Origin of the sequence: Niabella pedocola, from assembly GCF_021044425.1 — a bacterium.
Taxonomy (GTDB): Bacteria; Bacteroidota; Bacteroidia; order Chitinophagales; family Chitinophagaceae; genus Niabella; species Niabella pedocola.
Window position 1 is genome coordinate 1,558,681 of sequence record NZ_JAJNEC010000005.1, and the last position, 20,827, is coordinate 1,579,507.

Annotated in this window: 18 protein-coding genes; 10 read left to right on the forward strand and 8 right to left on the reverse strand. The window is 46.5% G+C overall.

The window, feature by feature from the left end:
* Nucleotides 1-172: 172 nt before the first annotated feature.
* Nucleotides 173-1,900: a RagB/SusD family nutrient uptake outer membrane protein gene (locus LQ567_RS14125; RefSeq protein WP_231005168.1), complete on the reverse strand. Its 1,728-nt coding sequence runs from the start codon at nt 1,898-1,900 to the stop codon at nt 173-175.
* A gap of 25 nt (nt 1,901-1,925) precedes the next feature.
* A complete protein-coding gene (locus LQ567_RS14130; RefSeq protein WP_231005169.1) occupies nt 1,926-5,174 on the reverse strand; it encodes a SusC/RagA family TonB-linked outer membrane protein in 3,249 nt (1,082 codons plus the stop codon).
* Nucleotides 5,175-5,396: 222 nt separating this feature from the next.
* Here LQ567_RS14130 and LQ567_RS14135 point away from each other — a divergent pair, with 222 nt between their 5' ends.
* A complete protein-coding gene (locus LQ567_RS14135) occupies nt 5,397-5,885 on the forward strand; it encodes a SixA phosphatase family protein (protein ID WP_231005170.1) in 489 nt (162 codons plus the stop codon).
* Between the two features lie 52 nt (nt 5,886-5,937).
* Here LQ567_RS14135 and LQ567_RS14140 read toward each other — a convergent pair whose 3' ends face one another.
* Nucleotides 5,938-7,056, reverse strand: a complete 1,119-nt coding sequence (locus tag LQ567_RS14140; protein ID WP_231005171.1) for a glycosyltransferase — start codon at nt 7,054-7,056, stop codon at nt 5,938-5,940.
* Between the two features lie 111 nt (nt 7,057-7,167).
* Between LQ567_RS14140 and LQ567_RS14145 the strand changes: the two genes are divergently transcribed.
* Nucleotides 7,168-7,410: a hypothetical protein gene (locus LQ567_RS14145; protein WP_231005172.1), complete on the forward strand. Its 243-nt coding sequence runs from the start codon at nt 7,168-7,170 to the stop codon at nt 7,408-7,410.
* Nucleotides 7,411-7,479: 69 nt separating this feature from the next.
* Complete coding sequence (locus LQ567_RS14150; RefSeq protein WP_231005173.1) at nt 7,480-7,992, forward strand: YqgE/AlgH family protein; 513 nt, start codon at nt 7,480-7,482, stop codon at nt 7,990-7,992.
* A 146-nt stretch (nt 7,993-8,138) separates the two neighbouring features.
* Here LQ567_RS14150 and LQ567_RS14155 read toward each other — a convergent pair whose 3' ends face one another.
* The 3 genes from LQ567_RS14155 to LQ567_RS14170 form a co-directional block, all read right to left on the reverse strand.
* The gene (locus LQ567_RS14155; RefSeq protein WP_231005174.1) at nt 8,139-9,692 is read right to left on the reverse strand and encodes an Rne/Rng family ribonuclease; all 1,554 of its coding nucleotides are present in this window, start codon (nt 9,690-9,692) and stop codon (nt 8,139-8,141) included.
* Between the two features lie 343 nt (nt 9,693-10,035).
* A complete protein-coding gene (locus tag LQ567_RS14165; RefSeq protein WP_231005175.1) occupies nt 10,036-10,911 on the reverse strand; it encodes a tetratricopeptide repeat protein in 876 nt (291 codons plus the stop codon).
* A gap of 65 nt (nt 10,912-10,976) precedes the next feature.
* Entirely contained in the window at nt 10,977-11,300 is a 324-nt protein-coding gene (locus LQ567_RS14170; protein WP_231005176.1) for an HU family DNA-binding protein, read from the reverse strand.
* Nucleotides 11,301-11,478: 178 nt separating this feature from the next.
* Between LQ567_RS14170 and mutY the strand changes: the two genes are divergently transcribed.
* From mutY to LQ567_RS14200, 6 genes are all read left to right on the forward strand, one after another.
* Complete coding sequence (gene mutY / locus LQ567_RS14175; protein ID WP_231005177.1) at nt 11,479-12,540, forward strand: A/G-specific adenine glycosylase; 1,062 nt, start codon at nt 11,479-11,481, stop codon at nt 12,538-12,540.
* 349 nt (nt 12,541-12,889) lie between these two features.
* A complete protein-coding gene (locus LQ567_RS14180; protein WP_231005178.1) occupies nt 12,890-13,294 on the forward strand; it encodes a single-stranded DNA-binding protein in 405 nt (134 codons plus the stop codon).
* A 57-nt stretch (nt 13,295-13,351) separates the two neighbouring features.
* Nucleotides 13,352-14,707 (forward strand): gliding motility-associated protein GldE, encoded by a 1,356-nt coding sequence (gldE, locus tag LQ567_RS14185; RefSeq protein WP_231005179.1) that lies wholly within the window; start codon nt 13,352-13,354, stop codon nt 14,705-14,707.
* Nucleotides 14,708-14,773: 66 nt separating this feature from the next.
* Nucleotides 14,774-15,370, forward strand: coding sequence for a DUF3109 family protein (locus LQ567_RS14190; protein ID WP_231005180.1), 597 nt, complete (start codon nt 14,774-14,776; stop codon nt 15,368-15,370).
* 11 nt (nt 15,371-15,381) lie between these two features.
* Nucleotides 15,382-16,131 carry an ABC transporter ATP-binding protein gene (locus LQ567_RS14195; protein ID WP_231005181.1) on the forward strand — a complete coding sequence of 250 codons (750 nt, stop codon included), beginning with the start codon at nt 15,382-15,384 and terminating at the stop codon, nt 16,129-16,131.
* A gap of 195 nt (nt 16,132-16,326) precedes the next feature.
* Nucleotides 16,327-16,554 (forward strand): YtxH domain-containing protein, encoded by a 228-nt coding sequence (locus tag LQ567_RS14200; RefSeq protein WP_231005182.1) that lies wholly within the window; start codon nt 16,327-16,329, stop codon nt 16,552-16,554.
* A 285-nt stretch (nt 16,555-16,839) separates the two neighbouring features.
* On the opposite strand, the gene LQ567_RS14205 is transcribed toward LQ567_RS14200, so the two are convergent.
* The gene (locus tag LQ567_RS14205) at nt 16,840-18,093 is read right to left on the reverse strand and encodes a DUF1501 domain-containing protein (protein WP_231005183.1); all 1,254 of its coding nucleotides are present in this window, start codon (nt 18,091-18,093) and stop codon (nt 16,840-16,842) included.
* 11 nt (nt 18,094-18,104) lie between these two features.
* Nucleotides 18,105-19,577 carry a DUF1800 domain-containing protein gene (locus LQ567_RS14210; protein WP_231005184.1) on the reverse strand — a complete coding sequence of 491 codons (1,473 nt, stop codon included), beginning with the start codon at nt 19,575-19,577 and terminating at the stop codon, nt 18,105-18,107.
* A 301-nt stretch (nt 19,578-19,878) separates the two neighbouring features.
* On the opposite strand from LQ567_RS14210, the gene LQ567_RS14215 reads away from it, so the two are divergent.
* Nucleotides 19,879-20,658 carry an enoyl-CoA hydratase/isomerase family protein gene (locus LQ567_RS14215; protein WP_231005185.1) on the forward strand — a complete coding sequence of 260 codons (780 nt, stop codon included), beginning with the start codon at nt 19,879-19,881 and terminating at the stop codon, nt 20,656-20,658.
* The last annotated feature ends 169 nt before the right edge of the window (nt 20,659-20,827 follow it).

The following is a 20,827-nucleotide window of genomic DNA, read 5'->3' on the forward strand; positions in this document are numbered from 1 at the left end:
AAACCGATCGTATGAACCGGCCGCTGAATGTGTAGGGGGCCGTTTTACCTCTTTATATAAACGACCCTGCGCTCGTTTTGCAGTACACCCGCGCCGGAAATATAAACCCCCAACAATGCAATATTGATGGGGGTTTGTTTACATACTCCGGCTACCGGTTGAAATGCATGGTTTACTTATTCTGAATAAGCACCCCTTGTGCCCGGTCAATCTGCTCCTGCGGAATGGGCATGCCTTTATCCCAATCAGCATACGTGAACGCTGCCGGCTGAGATGCGGAAACATATTGCTTTTCAAAATTCATATACGATTTCAGCACCGTTTCCGCAACTCCCCATCGGATCAGGTCAAAGTACCGGTGCCCTTCCAGCGCCAGTTCCAGCCTTCGCTCAAACCGGACCGCATTCCGCGCATAATCCTGGCTGGGGAAAGAGGTATAGGTTTTGATCATGTATTTGGCTGCGGGGTTGCCATAGGCTGTTAATACCGCGCCCAGTTGAGATGCGCGCGTTCGTACCGCATTTACCCAGTCTTTTGCATCGCCCAGGGCACCCGTTTCCACCGCACATTCCGCCGCCATCAGGTATACATCGGATAGCCGGATGATATTTATATTCTGTGCATTCAGATAATTGGCCCCGTTTGCTACATTCCCGCTGAAATCGGCCTGGTTGATCGATTGCTTTACGGCAACAAAGGGCCCTCCGAATGGCTGGTCACGGATCCAGCCTGGTACTACCACGCCCCAATCGCGGTATCTTACCAGCCTCCGGCCGATGGTATAATCCAGGCGGGGATCAAACGTCAGGGTAGTATCCAGTGTATATGTATCAACCGCTCCGCCGCTCAGCCCCTGGTCTGATTTATAGGGGTTGGTCCGGTAGCTGCCATCCAGGTAAGGCAAGCCGTCCGAGCCTACTTTAAAAGCGTTCACCAGGTCTACCGAGGGTTGGTAAAACCCGCAGCATCCGCCGGGTGAATTACCATAGAGCCCTGCCAGCATATCGCCCACATTGGCGTTATCACCGCTTCCATCCGGGTTGATAATGCTCTGCGAAACCAGGATCCCTTCCACACTGTTCTTGGTTTTAATATTAAAATTGGCATCAAAGGCAAGTGTTGTCAATGCCGGTTTATGCGTAATTACATCCTTTAAAAGGGTCAGGGCTTCTCCATATTTCTTCTGATAGAGATATAGTTTTCCCAGGTAGGCCTCTGCGGCATATTTATCTACCCGGCCCACTTCGCCCAGCGGTTTTGAATAATCCTGGGGCAGGCCGGCCACAGCTGCTTTAAAATCCGCTTCAATCATCGGGTAAACATCCTTGTCATTTTTCACCTGCGCTGCCTGCTGAACCGTCATCGTCTCGTCGATATAAGGAATGTTTTTAAATACCCGGGCCAGGAAAAAATAATAATGCCCCCGCAGCATCCTGGCTTCTGCAGCAATCTGCGTAGCACGCGCATCACTGAATTTATCACCACTGCCGCTTTGTACGGTACTCAGCAGCTTGAGTGTGGTATTACAGCGGATAACACCTTCATAATACACCCGCCACATGGTGGGCAGGTTGTCGTTGGAAGGGTTCACTTTGTGCAACTCGATATCATTCATCGGCGACTGATCTGTACTGTTGCTGCCTTTATGTGCATTGTCTGCCGCTACTTCTCCAAACAGCCACTGGCTGGGACCGCTGGAGTAATTGCCCCAGGTACCACTGATATTTCCGTTCATAATACCATAAGCACCAATAAGGGCCGATTCCACTCCTTTTGTATTCGTTAACTGGGCCTCAGCAAGCGCACCCTGTGGTTTGGCATCTAAAAAACCTTTTCCACAGGAGCAGACCATGACAAGAACGAAAACGATAAATATTGCTTTATATAATCTCTTTGTCATATAATAATATTTAAAAAATCAATGTTTAAAATGTAACGTTTAAACCAACCAGGTACTGGCGAGACATTGGATACATCCCCAGGTCTACCCCCGGAGCCGTATAAGTTCCTACTCCCGGAGAAGAAGTTACTTCCGGATCCAGTCCGCTGTATTTAGTAACGGTAAACAGGTTTGTACCGCTTACATACAACCGCAGGTTTTTGATTTTGTCTTTAAAGGCACCGCCCGGTTTGAAATTATAACCGATCTGTACCAATTTCAATTTTAAATAACTGCCATCCTGTACGAAATAGCTGTTGGACAACATTTCAATAGCGGGCCGGTTCCGGTTGGGCGCCGGTATATCACTATTGGGATTTTCAGGACTCCAGGCATTCAGCATCCGGTCACTTACAGCACCGTCAAACAGGCTAAGATCTGTGTACAGGCGTGTAAAATCGAAGATCTTGTTTCCCTGGGACCCGTTAAAGGCGAGCGAAATATCAAAGTTGCTATAGCTTGCATTCAGGTTCAAACCATAGATAAAGTCTGGATGCGGGCTGCCGATAAAAGTAAGGTCCTGGTCATCAATAATACCATCCGGTTTACCATCCGGGCCGGATACATCTGCATAACGGAATCCTCCTAAATGCGCACCGGTCTGTTTGGCTGCACCGGAAATTTCCTGGTCTGTTTTAAAAATACCCTCTACCTTATACCCGTAAAAAGCACCAAAGGGAAGACCGGCCATGATCACCGAGGGAATCACAGAACGGTTGGTAAGCATATTCACTTTTTTAACGCCTTCCCTCAGTGAAACCAGCTTGTTGATGTTTCTTGAAAAATTTACGCCGGCATCAAACGTAAAAGGATTGTTATTGGCAGGGCTGGCATAATGATAATTTAATACCAGTTCAAAACCCTTGTTGCTCATTTCACCCAGGTTTACATAAGGTGATGATCCGCCACCGATGGCCTGTGCCGGCAGATCCAGCTTATAAAGCATGTCTACCGTTTTTTTGTTATACACATCAAACGACCCGTCTAATTTATGACGCAGCAGGGTAAAGTCGATTCCCACATTCAGAGACTGGGCCTGTTCCCATTTAATATCGGGGTTATCATAACTATAGGTCCATACCCCGCTGGAAAGACCGGTACCGTTAATGGGGTAGTTGGCACTGTTAATAGAAGCCTGCAACAGTTTCAGGTATTGGAAATCGGGTATCGACTGGTTACCGGTAACACCCCAGCCGGCACGCAGCTTCAGGTCATCTACCCAGGTTACGCTTTTCATAAATGCTTCGTTAGACACCCTCCAGGCCAGGCTCACAGCGGGGAAATTACCATACTTATTATTGGGTCCAAACCGCGAGGAGCCATCCCGGCGCAGGGTTCCGGAGATCAGGTACCGGTCCAGGTACCCGTAGTCCACCCTTCCGAAGATCGAAAACAGCGAGTTAGGCTGCGTGATCGGATCGTTATTCTTGGCAACGGGAGTAGAGGTTGCCGTATTCATATAATAATAGTTCATATCCCCCATCAGGAAATAACCATTAGCAGAGCCGGTCAGGTAGCGTCCCCAGGCCTTTACCGCCTCGGTACCAACCATGGCGGTCAGATCATGTTTTTCATTAAAGCTCTTTTTATAAGTAAGGGTGTTGGACCAGGTCCAATCTGTACCCCATCCCATGTTTTCACTGAACGTATGGTTGTTGTAACTTCCTTCTGCGCGTTCCGGATTCGGATATCCTACGGTTACCCCGTTATAGGTTTCGTACCGGACCCCATACGTGGTTTTCAGGTGCAGGAATTCCAGGATCTTAAGATCGGCAAAAGCGCTTCCGAAGAACTGATTGGAGGTGCTCACATTATCCCTGGCTCTGTAGAGCGCCGCCATCGGGTTCTCTGCATTTCCCAGCAGGTTGCCCCGGCTGCCCGCAAAATTGCCCATGATATCGTATACCGGTATAATGGTTTGGATCCGGTAGGCCCAGCCGATGGGAGAACCTTCACCCATGTAACTTCCGGCAGTATTTACATTGGTGGCAAAGCCCTGGTTCTGTGTGCGCGAATACTGGATGTTTTCACCCAGCTGAAGACGGCCGTCCAGTACTGTAAAATTGGTGTTGGCGCGAATGGTATAGCGTTTAAACCCGGTATACCGCACAATACCTTCCTGGTTCATATAGCCGCCGCTTACCGCGTAATTTGCTTTTTCCCCGCCACCGCTTACTCCAAGCTGGTAATTCTGAATCGGCGCATTTTGAGTAATGGTCCGGTACCAGTCTGTTCCCGTTTGGTTGGCCTTGGTGATCTGGTAAAATGTTTTCCCATCCATGGAATAATTATACCGGGAAGGATCTGCCATCGCCGGAGTAATTTTCTGACCGTAAGTGCCTCCTGCAAGTAAATACTCCGGTAAGGTAGGATGGTTGGGATCTGATCCGTAATAATCGTTCGCAATCGATAACCCGGCATTTTTGTAGCCGGCGTACAAAAATTCAGCAAATTGCTGGGGATTCAGATACTTGGGAAACCGGCCCCGGTTAGGATTCTGGCTGCCATAGTATATATCCAGGTTTACGCGGGGTGCCCCTGATTTTCCCTTTCTGGTAGTAACAATCACAACGCCGTTATTGGCGCGGGAACCATAGATAGAAGCAGCAGATGCGTCCTTTAATACCTGCATACTTTCGATATCATTGGAGTTCAGCCAGCTTAATTTTCCCTGATAGGGCATTCCGTCTATAATATATAATGGATCATTATTACTGATGGTGCTAAAACCACGGATCCGGACCTGAGGCGTTGCGCCGGGCGATCCGTCATTTACGATCTGCACCCCGGCGGCTTTGCCCTGCAACGCTTCCAGCGGACTGGCGGCCGGTTGTTGTTTCAACTCTTTCATATCAACAACCGCTACCGAGCCGGTAAGATCTTTTTTACGCGCAGTCCCATACCCGATTACCACCACGTCTGTTAAACTGGAAACATCGGCGGTTAACTGAACCGTCATGGGAGCTGTAAGGTTCGCTTTTAACGTAACTGTTTTGAATCCGACGCTTGAAAATTCCAATTCATCGCCGGCTTTGGCCGCAATCGAAAATTTTCCTTCGGCATCCGTAGCCGTTCCCGAAGTGGCCCCTTTTAATACAACAGATACATTAGGAATTGGACTACTCTTATCATCCGTAACAGTTCCAATGACGGTTTTAGTCTGACTAAAACTGTGTAGCATAAAAACCGGACAAAAGAGCACAAGTAGCAAGCAAAAGGCTTTCATTCTTTTCATATGGCTTTTTTAGGTTTATAATTAAAAAGAGGGAGTATCGTATTGAAGGTAACATTTCTTTAACAAAAAATTTTTTTTTATTATGTACCAAAAACACGATATTATTGACCGGTTACCGCATTTCGATGCGGCCTGGCCTTTCATCCAAAAAGAAGCTTGTCTGAACCGTATTATTACTTAAACTTGTGAAGATTTTTAAATTTTATTCTTGAAAACAGGTGCATGAAAACATTGATCATCATCCGGCATGCAAAGGCCGAGCAGGGTTTTGGAAAAGATATCGAACGGAAACTGACCGACAGGGGGGAGCGCAATGCCGCGAAGATGGCAAGGCTGCTTAAAGAGAAAGGATACCATATCGACAGGATTTTTTCCAGCAACTCCGAGCGGACGATGCAAACGACCCGGATCTTTGCCGAAACGCTGGACATTCCCGGAAACCATATCCGTTATTTTGAAAGCCTTTACCTGGCAGATGTACTGGGCATTACCGAAACCATCGAATGGCTAAAAGAAGGTGAGAACATTCAAACGCTGGCCATTGTGGCCCACAACCCGGGTGTAACCAATTTTGTAAATGACCTTACCCACACCGGCATCGATAGCCTGCCCACCTGTGGTATTGCTGTAATGGAAGTGGCGATGAACGACTGGAGCAATTTTGAGGCTGCTAAAAAAACGTTTGTAACAACATTTTCACCCAAAGACTGAAACTGTTGAAAGGGATGACCGCAGGGATCGATACCAATGCGCCACTGGTAGCTTACCCTGTATGTACGGAACCGGCGTCATCGTTTAAAAAACGTGCCACGGCCTGTTCTAAAACAGCAGCGGAGTTACTAAAAGGTGCAGCGTAATGAAGTTGTTGTGCTTTCTCAAGCAATGCTTCCAGCTGGAAGGATTCCTGTGAACTGGATATGGCGCGTTGTTGCTGGCTCAGCAGTCCGGCCAGGTATTCCTGCTCCGTTTGCCCGGGCGTGGGCACCAGGATGGACCGGGCGCCCACCGCCTGCAGATCCATTACCGAACTGTAGCCACTCCTGCAAATGATATACGCCGCATCGCTGATAAGCTGGTTGAGCGCTGCGGAGGGCAGATGATCATATACTTGTGTATAGGGCAGTTCCGGGAGCTGCGGACCTCCACCTTTTGGTAACCCTCTTACCAGTACGCTTGCTGTTTTGAACGATTTCAGTTGTGTACACAGGAGCTGTTCAAAAAGCGACCGCTGCGGCTCCGGACCGGATAAAAGAATCAATATCATTTCTTTTGCAGTTCGCTCCTTTTGCGGCTGCATGCGGGAAAGTGGTCCCAGGTATTCATAAGGAACAGCAGGCATTACAGCCGGATGCGAAAGGTCTCCGGCAAGGCCTGGCGGCTCCGCGTAATCGGGGATCCAGCAACGGGAAAATTTTTCGATCCACCGGTAATTCATCCGTTGTGAAATCGTTTCCATCCGCGCGCCCAGCGGATTTTTTACCCGCAGCTGGTGGGTGATAAAAACAGTGGGTACCGTGGTATGGTATAATCCGAAACGGTTGTCGCTGATGACCCCGTCAATATGGTATTTCGCCACCACATGTTGCAGCCATCGGTGCTCATGCCGGATCGCTTTCCATATGCGCGGCGCCTGTTTGAGCAGGTTGAAAACAAAGCCGCTTCGTTTAGCGGTATAATGCACATTATACCCTTCCAGATGAAGATAACGGATTTGCGGAAACTCCTTTTCCAACAACCCGCACTGCACTTCATTACCCGCTGCTATTACCTGCGCACCCTGCTTTACAAGCTCATAAATTACTGGTATGCATCTCGTTGTATGACCTAGCCCCCAGTCAAGCGGAGCCACCAGTATGTTTTTCTTTTGCTGTTCCGCATTCATGAATTACCGGTTCTTTACCAGTGGTTACCGAATAAAAATATTCTTGTACTGGATCGGAAAAAATCTTATTTTTATAAGTGTGAATGTCACATTTTTTTTGAGAACAACAAAATGAACGATTATAGCCGCGATATTATTTTCTTGCTGAAAGAACATGAATGTACACCCGAGTATATTGACCAGGAAGTTCAGTTTGTACACAAGGTGATCGCATGTGTGGATACAGACGAAAATTTTTGTATCGCTCACGAATTGGCCACGCGCAACCGCATTACCGGTAAAAAAAGAAAGATCCTCAGGGCTATTAACCGGCCCCAGCTAAAGGCTTTCGAATTCCTGATCAATAAAAATTAACCGCGTTCATCCCCGGTTTCAATACCCGCAGTTACCCACTTTACATTATTGGTTTCACAAAGCACAAAGATGAGCATCAGCCCCGGCATCGTATTGATCAGTACACCCGCAATGGATGATCCTGAATTCTGGCAGGCCGTATTATTGATCACTGAATATAATGCAGCCGGCGCGATGGGTTTTGTAATGAACAAACCCTTTCCAAGAGCATTCAATGAATTGGTGGAATTTCGTCATTGCGCTCCGTTTCCTTTATATAAAGGCGGACCGGTGGACCAGGAGCATCTGTTCTTTATACATCGCCGACCCGATCTGATTGAAGCGGGCATAGCGGTTCATGCATCCCTTTATTCCGGAGGGAATTTTAAACAGGCCGTGGCCCATCTCAACCAGGCCCCTCATGCCAGCCAGGATCTGAAATTATTTATTGGATATTGCGGCTGGGATACTGCCGAGCTTGAAACCGAAATAGCAGCCGGTTTCTGGCGGATCATTCCTGGTACTCCGGACGACCTTTTTTTTCGCCCAACAGAAGGGCTTTGGGAAGCGTTACACACAGGGAATGCGCAGCCATTATCTTAAAGGTGATCCTCCATTGAGGGATTGGTTAAAGTAAGATATTGAATATAAAATGAAAAACAGAAAAGATCTGTTGCTGCTCAGTGAGCTTCATTACGGAACAATTACCACCGCTGCATTTTACATTTAATATTCAATATCTTAAATTTTTACATTTTAATTTCTTCCTCTTCGCTGTTAAAAAACCGGTATTCCACCAGCTGATACGTACTGTTCTGTTCCAGTTTTATTTTTTGTCCGAATTTCTTATTCCATTTGGCAAGTTTGCTATTGAACCAGAAACCTTTGGTAAGATAGGCGAACACAATGGGGTTCACCACCAGCTTCAGGTCTTTATGCTTGTGCGTGATCAGGTAGCTCAGGTTCTTCTCGATCTCATCCTCCAGGATCAGTGATGAAGCGATTTTGCCCGTACCATTGCAGGTAGGACAAATCTCCTGGGTATTGATGTTCACCTCCGGGCGCATCCGCTGCCGGGTAATCTGCATCAGTCCGAACTTGGAAATAGGAAGTACCGAGTGCCGTGCGCGGTCTACTTTCATAAACTCCTCCATCTTTTCATAGAGGGTGCGCTTGTTCTCGGCCTGTTTCATATCGATAAAGTCCACCACAATGATGCCCCCGATATCCCGCAGCCGCAGCTGCCGCGATATTTCCTCCGCAGCCTCCAGGTTCGTTGCCAATGCATTTTGCTCCTGGTTGTTGCTTACATTTTTGTAACCGCTGTTTACATCAATAACATGCAGGGCTTCGGTATGCTCAATGATCAGGTAGGCCCCGCTGTTGAGGTTAACCGTTTTCCCAAATGATGCCTTTACCTGTTTTGTAATGCCAAACGAGTCAAAAATGCCACCGGGGCTTTGGTAAAGTGAAACGATTTCTGCTTTTTCCGGGGCGATCTTCTGGATGTACTGCTTGGTTTCTGTATAAATGTTCTTCGAGTTTACAATAATGCGGTTAAAGTCCGCATTCAGCAGGTCTCTTAAAATGCTGTTGGTTTTATTCTGCTCGCTCAGGATCTTGGCCGGCGCCACCGCCCCTTTCAGGTTCTGCTCGATCGTTTTCCAGGAGTTTACCAGGTTGGTCAGATCTTCATACAGTTCGGCCGTATTTTTTCCCTCTGCAGCCGTACGAACAATTACACCAAAGTTGCGGGGCTTTACCGCTTCCACAATTTTTTGCAGCCGCTTCCGTTCCTCAGAAGAATGGATCTTCTTGGAAACCGCCACAATATTGTTAAACGGGGTAATGACAATATACCGGCCGGGCAACGAAAGCTCGCAGCTTAGCCGTGGTCCTTTAGCCGCAATAGGCTCTTTCAAAATCTGCACCAGGATATGTGGCTTGCCGCTCAATACCTCGGTGATCTTACCGGTTTTAATAATTTCCGGTTCGATCTCAAATTTTGAAAAATCCATTCCCTGGTCGCCGCTCTGGTTCATTGCCTGCTGGGTAAATTTCAGCAGCGATTTTACATAGGGGCTCAGGTCCGTATAGTGCAGGAATGCATCCTTTTCGTATCCCAGATCAATAAATGCGGCGTTTAACCCGGGCATCAGTTTCTTTACCTTGCCCAGGTAAAGATCGCCAACGGCAAAACGGGAATCCGTTTTTTCACTATGTAGCTCTACCAGTTTATTGTTTTCAAGTAGCGCTATGTCCACCCCTGTTGGAGTGGCATTAATAATAAGGTCTTTATTCATGAGAAACCACCATGAGTACTCATCTTGAAGTATTATAAAGAAACGGTTAGCAGAATAATGAGGGGCAAAATATTATTTTATGGCAGCAAACAGGATGGGTATGCTCACATCATTATTTAAAACCGGTCCATACAAAAGCAATAACAGGTAATTTCTATATCAACAGAATACTACCTGTTATTTCAAATGTCTTAAAAGAAAAACGCTATCCTATTTTCTTTTCTTATGACGATTCTTTCTCAGTCTTTTTTTACGTTTGTGTGTTGCGATTTTATGACGTTTTCTTTTTTTACCACAAGGCATACTCAATAAATTTTTTAAAATGAACTTTAATTAAATATTGTTATTTCTTTAATGCTTCAATCCGCTTTTCCAGCGCTGTCTTGATGTCCGCTCTTTGGACCAGTTTTACAGCTTTTGAGTACCACTGTATCGCCTGGTCTTTATTACCATCCTTTTCGTATAGATCTCCAAGCATCAGGATTGCCTGGATATTTTGCGGCTGCAATTTCAAAACAGTTTCCAAACGTTCCTGCGCTTTTTGCTTTTGACCACTCATAAGGGAAGCCGCGGCCAGCGTCATTTGCGCATATACATTGGTACTGTCTTTTTCAACTACAGCCCTGATTTTTCCAATTCCTTCCATTGGCGTACCAATACCTCCGTAGAGATAAGTGGCCCCCAACCCCACCTGTGCCGAATCATTGGCGGGATTTACAGACAATACCTTTTCAAACAGGTCCTTTGCCTGCTCAGCCATCCAATGACGCGTTTGCACATTTTCAACCTGAGAGAGCTGGTTTAAAAAGATTTGGGCTGCAAAGTTGAGACTTTTTTCGGAATTTTCCAACCTTGCAGACTCAGCAGTAAACCAGGCATAGGGAATAAAGGCTTTTGCCGTGTCTTTCCAGAAATGCGCCAACTGGTGATATACATCCAGTTTTTGCTTCTTTACATCACCGCGGGTAATGCTTTGCTCCAGGAGATCCAGCCTTAAAGCCTGATCAGCAGGAAGCTCTTTTTTCGACATTGCAAGCACTGTATCAATGGAAAAACCACCGGCCGCATCCTCATGATCAGCATGGTCATGCTCCTGCTTTTGCGCCGTTTCACCGGCAGCCGGTTTCTGACCCGCTTTGGGGGTAGTACGTCCGAAAGCCAGCAGTAGCACGATTGCCACCACCGCTATAGCGATTGTTATTACCTGAGGTTTCTTCAACTGTCCTTAATTGGACGGCAAAGGTAACTGCAATCCGCTACAAAACGAAGTTTTTTTAAAGAATTCTAATCGTCCGCATCCTCACCCGGACCCGTATCCGGTTTGGGCTCAACGAGTTTTTTTACCTCAGCAGTAAACTCCTTTGCGGGCTTAAAGGCAGGGATATAGTGTTCCGGAATATGAACAGCTACATTCTTTTTAATATTCCGGCCTATCTTAGCAGCCCTCTTTTTGGTTATGAAACTGCCAAAGCCCCTGATGTAGATGTTCTCCCCGGAAGAAAGCGTATCCTTTACTTCCTTAAACATCGTTTCCAAAGTAACAAGCACATCAACCTTTGGAATACCGGTTTTGTCTGAGATCTTATTTACTAAGTCTGCTTTTCGCATAGTTCCTGATATTAAGATAGTTTAATGATTACTGTTACGTAAAGTTACTGCAATAAATGTGCAAAACTTTAATAAATAGTTTACAATCAATTATTAATCCAAATTTTATAAAATTGAAAAATTTTAAGGTAATTTACTAAATTTAATTGACAATCTCCACTTTTTAACACATAAAAAATTGATCCATAATCTTTTTTCGCATTATTTAATTGACTGGAACCGAAATAAGAACAACCGGAAAATGCCCTGGAAGGGGGTCAAAGATCCCTATAAAATTTGGTTAAGCGAAATTATTTTACAACAAACACGTGTAGATCAAGGACTAAAATATTACGAAAATTTTATTATAACTTTTCCTACCATTCATGACCTGGCAAAGGCCGACGAAAAAAAAGTATTTAAGCTCTGGGAAGGCCTGGGCTACTATTCCCGCTGTAAAAACCTGATACACACGGCCCGTGTATTAAGTTCAACGCAAAACGGACAGTTCCCGGCAACATATGAAGACATCCTGAAATTGAAAGGGATCGGCCCTTATACCGCAGCCGCTATTGCTTCCTTTGCCTTTGATCTGCCCCACGCGGTTATCGACGGCAATGTATTCCGGGTGCTTGCCCGGATCTTCGGCATCCGGGAACCCGTAGACACCACGGCCGGGAAAAAGATTATTACTGAACTGGCTGAAAAGCTGCTGGATAAAGAGCACCCTGGCGAATACAACCAGGCCATCATGGATTTTGGAGCCACGGTTTGCAAACCCGCAAACCCCGATTGTGAGCAATGTCCGTTTAAAAGCAATTGCGTCGCCTATAAAGAAGATATTGTTGCATTGCTGCCGGTAAAAATAAAAAGGACCACCGTGCGAACCCGTTACTTTTACTTTTTCCTGCCGCAATACCGGAACGCGCTGCCGGTAAGAGAACGACTTGATAAAGATATCTGGCAGCATCTCTATGAATTTCCGCTGATTGAAAAGGAGGAAGAAACCAGCTCCGGGGCCATCGTTGCCGCAGCAACAAAAAAAGGGTGGATACCAAAGGGAACGGCGGTTACGGTTAGTCCCGTATACGCACAAAAACTCAGTCACCAGCTTATAAAAGCCGTCTTCATTTCGTACCGGCTTGCCGAAAAAAGCGGGTTATTTGAAAACTACAGCTGGGTAAAGGCTGCAGCTTTAAACACCCTGCCCTTTCCCAAAACCATCACACAATACCTCAATAAAGCCGGAAATGACCACTGATGCGCAGGTTCCCGGTGCTTTTATACTGATTTTAGCTCGCGTGACGCTTTTACTCCTACGCCTTCCCGGAAGCCAATCGGAAAGCGGCTTATAAATGAACCGGCAAACCGCCAGCTGCCAATGGGCAAACCAGCAGCGTCAATGACCGATTCCTAACCCTTCAGGGATTTATGTGTGTTGTGGCGGCACAGGGCATTTTGCTGATTTCTGAAATCTCATTCTTAATTTTGTTTATCCGTTCAAAAAAATTAATTTTAGTTAGATTTTACAGAAGCCGGGATGTTTTAGGATACCAGTGTTTTTGTTAAGGTTAACCTTCGTAAACAAAAAATAAGGAAAAATATATCATATGAGAGGCGTTAATAGAGTTATGCTGATTGGAAATTTAGGAAAAGACCCGGATGTACAATTACTGGAAGGCAATATCGCTGTGGCAAAGTTTCCGCTGGCCACTACCGAAACCTTTAAAGACCGTACCGGTAAACTGATTTCACAAACCGAATGGCACACCGTTGTATTATGGCGCGGACTGGCCGAATTGGCTCAGAAGTTCCTCCGCAAGGCAAGCCTGGTTTATATTGAAGGGCGGCTGCGTACCCGTAGCTGGGAGGATAAAGATGGCACTAAAAAATATGTAACAGAGGTGGTTGGAGAAAACCTGATCATGCTGGATAAAAAAACAGAAGGCATTCCGTCCCCCGATGAACATACCGGCAATACCGGGCCCGAAGGATTTGATCTGCACCCTTTCTAAAAGATGAACCGGCGGACGGGCCGCCTTTGAAAGATCTGCTTCACGAAAACTGAAATATTGGAAACCCTATCTGACGTATTTGTTTTTTTAGATGTTGTACAGGGACAGCTTCCTGTTGGCATACAGAACGCAACACTGCTGGTGGCCGCACTGGTGGTGCTGGTGATTATCTCTTTTTCTATTGCAGGTTCGCAGGCGGCTATTTTTTCGCTGGACGAAAAAGATATTGATGTATTAAAAACCAAGCAGCAACCTTCCGCAAAAAGGATCCTGAATTTGCTGGAAGAACCGAAGGAGGTTTTTACCTCCATGCTGATTGCCAAAACCCTGGTCAATATCTGTACCATTGTACTGGCCAATTACCTGATCAACTATTATGTGCCGGCGCAATACCTGGATACAACCTGGGGCATTTTCCTGAAATTCGCCATTATCGCCTTTGCCATTCTTTTCCTGGTGGAAATCTTCCCGCGTGTATGGGCCACTCAAAACAACCTGCGCTTTGCATTTGAATGGCCCGTGCTCATCATGATCGTTGAAGGAATTTATCTTTCCCTGAGAAGAATCAGCCGGTGGACGGTTGCTGTGGCCGACAGCTTTGGCCGTACGGTAGGCGCCAATAAAGTGGAAGAAACCAATATTCAGCAAATTGATGAAACCATCGATATTCAAACAGATGAGGTAACCCCGGAAGAAAAAAACATCATGAAGGGGATCGTGAAATTTGGAAAGATCTCCGTAAAAAAGGTGATGCGGAACCGCCTTTACGTAAGCGGTGTGGCATATGATACTCCTTTTGAAGAACTGATCCAGCAGGTAGGTGATCTGCATTACTCGCGCCTGCCTGTTTATAAAAACAGCCTGGATGAAATTGCCGGCGTATTAAACATCAAGGACCTGGTGCCTTACCTGGATGACGGGTCCGAAATCAAAGACTGGCATACCAAGATACGTGCTCCTTATTTTGTGCCGGAAACCAAGCTGATTGAAGACCTCCTGCTCGATTTTCAGAAAAAGCGGATCCACTTCGCAGTAGTGGTCGATGAGTTCGGCGGTACCAGCGGCATTGTTACCATGGAGGACATCATTGAAGAAGTGGTAGGTGAGGTGAAAGATGAATTTGATGATGAAGACCTGCTGATCAATAAGATCGACGACAATAATTACATTTTTGAAGGGCGTACCATGCTGCACGATATGTGCAAAGCATTAAAATTACCCATCGAAACATTTGATGAAGTGAGGGGCGACAGTGAATCGCTGGGCGGGCTGATCAATGAACTTTCCGGTGAGCTTACACGGGCCGGCGATGTAGTACGAACCGGCGACTTTGAGTTTACGGTAATGGAAACCGAAAAGAACCGGGTAAAAACAGCAAAAGTTACGATCAACCATACCTTTAATGGACGTTGATCCGCATTTTACAAATAAAATCCTGCGCACCCGGCCCCGGGTGCTTAATTTTGCAAAAAAATTGAAGTGATCGTTATCGACAATAAACTCATCAGCGATGATGTGATTGAAAAGCAGTTTGTATGCGACCTGTCCAAATGTAAGGGCGGCTGCTGCGAAGACGGAGACGCAGGCGCGCCCCTGGATGAAACAGAATTGAAGCTGACAGAGGAATACTATGAAATCATTAAGCCCTATCTGCCCGCACCAGCCATTGCAGAGATCGAAAAAAAGGGCAAATATGTATACGACGAAGAATTTGGGTGGGTAACCCCTACGCTTCCCACCGACAACGAGATCTGCGTATATGCGTACCGGGAGCCGGACGGCCTGATCAAATGTGCTTTTGAACAGGCATACAATGAAGGCAAGATCCCCTGGAAAAAGCCCATTAGCTGTCACCTATACCCTATTATTTCTTATAAAGGGAAACATGGTGATTATGAACGGCTCAACTACGAGCCCCGGAAAAAAATGTGCAGCCCGGCATGTAAATTGGGCGCCTCCCTACAGGTACCGGTATATAAATTTTTAAAGGAACCCATTACCCGCAAATACGGACAGGAATTTTACGACGTGCTGGATCAGATCGCCGTAAAAAACCAGGAAAACCAGGAGCAGTAAACGGAAGTACCATGCTGAACGAAGACGCTTTACAGATCAAGATGCTGAACTATGGCTATAAAGGTGCATCCCGGCTTATCATCCGCCAACTCCAGCTCACTGTTAAACAAGGCAGCCGGTTTGGATTGTTTGGTCCGAACGGCGCAGGGAAAACAACCCTGATGAGCCTGATGACGGGATTGCTGCCCTATAAAGACGGCTCAATACTGCTATTTGGAAAGGAAGTGCGTGCCAATAGTCCGTTTGTTAAAAACACCATCGGGTTTGTACCACAGGACTTTTCCTTTTATGAAGAACTTAGTGCTGCTGAAAATATGGAATTCTTTGGCGCCTGGTATGGCCTAAACAGCCGGCAGGTAAAAGATGCCATTTCAACGCTCCTAAATGTGATGGGCTTAAGTCATGTGGCCGATAAACCACTGAAAGAATTTTCGGGAGGTATGAAGCGCCGGGTAAACCTGGCCATCGGTGTAATGAATAATCCACGCATCCTGTTCCTCGATGAGCCCACTGTGGGGGTGGATGTACAATCGCGCAATGCGATTGTTCAGTTCCTGAAAGAGATCAATCAAAAAGGCACTACACTCGTTTATACCTCACACCAGTTAAAAGAAGCAGAAGACCTGTGTACCGAAGTAGCCCTTATCGACGGCGGTACCATCATCAGCCAGGGCACCCTGGATGCCTTGAAGCAGGAACACAGACAGGACGGACTTGAAGGGCTTTTCTTACAACTTACCGGGCGGGATTACCGGGATTAAAAATGAGGAAATAATTTCCCCGAAAGGCAGTAGTGTCATTACACCTGTATCCCGGAATGGCTCTCAAAATGGTTTTCCATCAGGCAAAATCTTAAGGATGCAGCATGATTTAATAGCCGGAATCCTTTTTTTGGCATAGTTATTTGTGTACCTTTATATTAGAACCCGAATTTTAAACCCAAAAGTTAAAATATTATGAATAAGCTCGTTACAGGTTTTGCCCTTGGCCTCATCGTTGGTATTTTATATGCCCCGGATAAAGGAACCGCTACCCGCAGGCGTATTGCAGATAAGGGAAACGATCTTAAAGATCAGTTTGCGGATTTTATAGACAGTGTTGCCAGCCGATTTGAAGACCGGGCGGATGATTTTGAAGAGTATGTTCATGAAGAAACTGAAAATCTGAAGGCTGAAAGCATTTAATCCGGGAAATCTTTTTTTACATAAGGCTGTCTCAAAAATGAGCCGGCCTTTTTTTATTTTAAGGCTTCAGAGGCACTGAAGCGCTGCGTTTTTTTATTTCCCGCATCGTCTCAAAACTAAATGACGCGAGCCCGGGATATCATCAGGGCGCCTCTTTTACTGAATGCCATTGAGACGCTGAACACTGATATTTTTTTGCTCCCTGAAACTTTTGCCAGTTTATGTGACCATGCGGAACACCGGATCAAAAAGATCAGTGTTTCTGTGTTTCCGCAGCATCCTCTCCTAAATAAAATCCATCGTATTATACCGTGCCTTCAGAATGCGGGATGAATCGGCAGCCAGCCATTTTTCAAGGATGGTTGCGTACACATTTTTAAAATCAACATTGTATTTCAGGTCACCCTGGTTCAGATCTTCGAGGTTGGGCATGGCATTGAGGATCCCCTTCTTTTTCAATCCGCCGCTGATCAGGAACATATTGTTGGCGGTACCATGATCTGTTCCGTTACTGGCATTCTGCGCCACCCGTCGTCCAAATTCTGAAAAGGTAAACAACAGCACATCTTCCATCCGGCCATTCTTTTTCAGATCGTCGGTAAACGCTTTAATGGCTTCGCTCATCTGGGTAAACAACCGCCCCTGCTGCCCGTCCTGGCCCACATGCGTGTCAAAACTGCCCAGCGAAATATAATACACCTTGGTATTGATATCGGAGAAAATAAGCGAAGCGATCGTTTTTAATCCGCCGCCCAACTCGGTATTGGGATACGATCCTGATGAAGGATGCATGCGGCTTTGCTTAAAAATATAATCCGCCGAAGACATCGTCTCGGCCAGTGTTTTATACAGGTAATCCACCGGCTTTTCGTCGTGATGATCGCCCCCGTGATTTTTATTGATCTCCCGGAAATATTTTTCATTAGAGGTCCCAAATAAACGACGTGGATCTTTTACTGCCAATGCATTATTCTGCTCTCCTTTCAAAGCCAGGCTTAGCACATCATCTACTTCCAGCGCCTGCGTGGGCTTATCACAGCCATGGCATTGTGCATCCAGGTAACGGCCGATCCAGCCATTATTCCAGTACTCATTGCTTTGACTGGCCGAATGCCAGATATCCATACTGCGGAAATGCGAACGATCCGGGTTCGGATAGCCCACATTGTTCAGGATGGCCATATTTCCTTCATCGTACAATCCCTTTAAAGCTGTAAGTGAAGGATGCAATGACACTTCGTCTGTGAGGGACAGGGTTTTATCCCGCTGTATGCCCAGGCCCGGCCGCAGTTTGTAATAAATATCGTTGCGCACCGGTATCACCGTGTTCAGTCCATCATTGCCGCCACTCAATTGCAGTACCACCACCACTTTGTTGCCCGCAGGAACGGCGGCAGGATTTTCAAGTGCCTTCAGGAATTTGGGCATCATCAGCGAAGCCGTTGCCAAAGAACCCAGCTGTATGAATTCCTTGCGTTTGATGAGCAGACCAGGGCCTGTATGTTTTTTGTTAAAGAAAGAAGCGCTTTTTTTGTTCATGGGGGTTGGGTTTAACACATTTGATATTCCGGAGTGCTCATTAACTGAATGGTTACCGACCGGATGTATGCATCCCGGGCAGAACTATCTACAAATTTGGTAGCCACCTGGTCCACACCGGCGGTGTTTACCTGGAACAGATAATTGGAAATGGTGGGAAAAATAGCCTCCCGCTTTACTTTTTCAAATTTAGCAATATACTGTGGCCAGTCGATCTTTGCATTGATCAATCCTCCGCCAGAAGCGGGTTTTGCAGGCTTTGCCGTTTGTTTTACCGGGATATTGGCCATCCCGTCGGACTTGCGGCCCATCATCACGTCATCATCCTGTTTAGGCTTTACATTCAGCAGGTCTTTATCGTTGAACAGCTGTGGAATCCGCAGCCGCATCATCAGGGTACTGCTGTCGATCCATGATTTTCCGCCCGGCCATCCGGCCACATTGGGCGGGTACAATAACTGTTGTCCCAGGATCCGTTGCAGGTTCATCAATGCGTTATCATTATCCAGTCGCATGGGCACCATTCGCTGGATGCCGGCCAGCAATTCAATGGGCGATTTAATACGCGCGCCGATCTGTTGATCATCATAAAACCAGTCGGCCGTAAAGATCCGCTCCATCAGTTTGCCGATATCGTAATCCTTATAAAAAGCATCGGAAAGCACCTGTACCCGGTCTTTGTCGATTGTGTCATTTACAAAAAAACGATAGATCTTTTCGGTGATGAATGTAGCGGTTTGCCGTTTCTCTAAAATAATGTCCAGTACATCATTCCCGTCAAAATTGCCCTTCCGGCCCAGGAACTCTTTGACACCATCATCATGCTGTTTTTTATTGAACACAAATTCACCCCGTGGGTTTGCAGACCATCCTGTAAACGCCCGGGCGCCCTCCTTGATATCGTTCTCGGTATAATTGCCACGTCCCAATGTAAACAGTTCCATCACCTCGCGTGCAAAGTTCTCATTGGGATGGCCTTTTTTATTTTGCTGGTTGTTGAGAAAATAAAGCATGGCAGCCGACTGCGATACTTCTTTCAGCAGGGTTCTGAAATTGCCCAGGGCATGTGTTCGCAATGTATGCAGAAAAAGCTGGTTGTAAAACAGGTTCCCGTTGCGGCAGGCAAAATGGCCGTGCCAGAAATAAGCCATCTTCTCCCGCAGCTGTGCCGAGCTGGCGATCATTTCCTTTAACCAGTACAGGTTCAGATCCTTTACAGCCGCCTGTTGCTTCCGGTTCAAGATCCTGCGGTCGTCGGCCGTGAGGGTAGCCCGTTTTCCCGGAGTGAGGTAGGATTCATACAACTGTAATAAATCGTCACTGGCAATATTGATGTATTGCGGTGCTTTGGCGGAAGCTTTTGCAAGGGCGGCATAATATTCCCGGGGCGTGTATTGCTGCAGGTCCTGCAATTGCTCCACAGCCGGCCCGAAGCCTGCGCGCCATAAAAGATGTTGATTTTTTTTCTGATCGGAAGCCATCATCACATCGTATTTTAATTATTGACCCTTCACATTGAAGAAAGTTTAAATCCAGGTACCAAAAAGATGCCAGAAGGAATTTAAAATCATCAATGAAAAATACTAAAAGTAAAAGTGAAGCTGCCGTTGCGGGATTTCCTCTGATATAAATATTAACCGTGGCATCTGGCATGCGCTACAACCATCAAACGGCGCCAACCGGAAATGCCCCTTAGCTATATGCCAGCCATCAGTCCAGTTGCACCGAAACCGGGTCCAGCATAAAACCTGAAATATTAACCCTTAGATTTGTAAAAAGATCTTTATGAATTATCAAACGATAGTAACATCCGCTGAAAATGCGATTTTAACCATTACCATTAACCGGCCGGATAAGCTGAATGCGCTAAACAAAACTGTACTGGAAGAACTGGCGCAGGTGATCGATGATTTTATTGCCAACCCCGAACTGAAAGCCGCGCTCCTTACCGGCAGCGGAGAGAAAGCCTTTATTGCAGGGGCCGATATTGCTGAATTTACCAGGCTGGATGCTGCAGCTGGTACTGCGCTTGCTCAAAAGGGACAAGCACTTTTTGCAAGGATCGAAAACGCCCCCAAACCCGTTATTGCCGCCGTGAATGGTTTTGCGCTGGGTGGCGGATGCGAACTGGCCATGGCCTGTCATTTCCGGATCGCCAGCGAAAATGCAAAATTCGGACAACCGGAGGTGAATCTTGGCTTACTGCCGGGGTATGGCGGCACACAACGGCTGACCCGTTTGATCGGTAAAGGAAGAGCACTTGAATTGTTGCTTGCCGGAACTATGATTGATGCAGTGACCGCTTTTAATTACGGGCTTGTGAACCGGGTGGTGCCCCAGGCCGGTCTGCTTGCTGAAGCAAGATCCATACTTGCCGTTATCAATACAAAAGCTCCCCTGGCCGTTGCGGCCTGTATTGAAGCTGCAAACCTGGCGGATGCACCCGGTAAAACGGGTTATGAAAAAGAGGCTGAAAGTTTTGGCAAACTGATCGCCACCGGTGATGCACGGGAAGGTATTACCGCGTTTATGGAAAAGCGGAAGGCGGAGTTCAGGGGAAGTTGAGCGGTCAGACTTCAGTCTTCAGTTTTTAGTTGGTTTACATCGGTGATCAAGAGCCGGCATTGAGTAGCAAACCGGATCCGGCCGGGAACGTTAAACCCGAAACGTTACACAAATGATAGGTGTCAGACTTCAGCTATCAGCCGATTACATCCAGCATCTGCCATCTGAC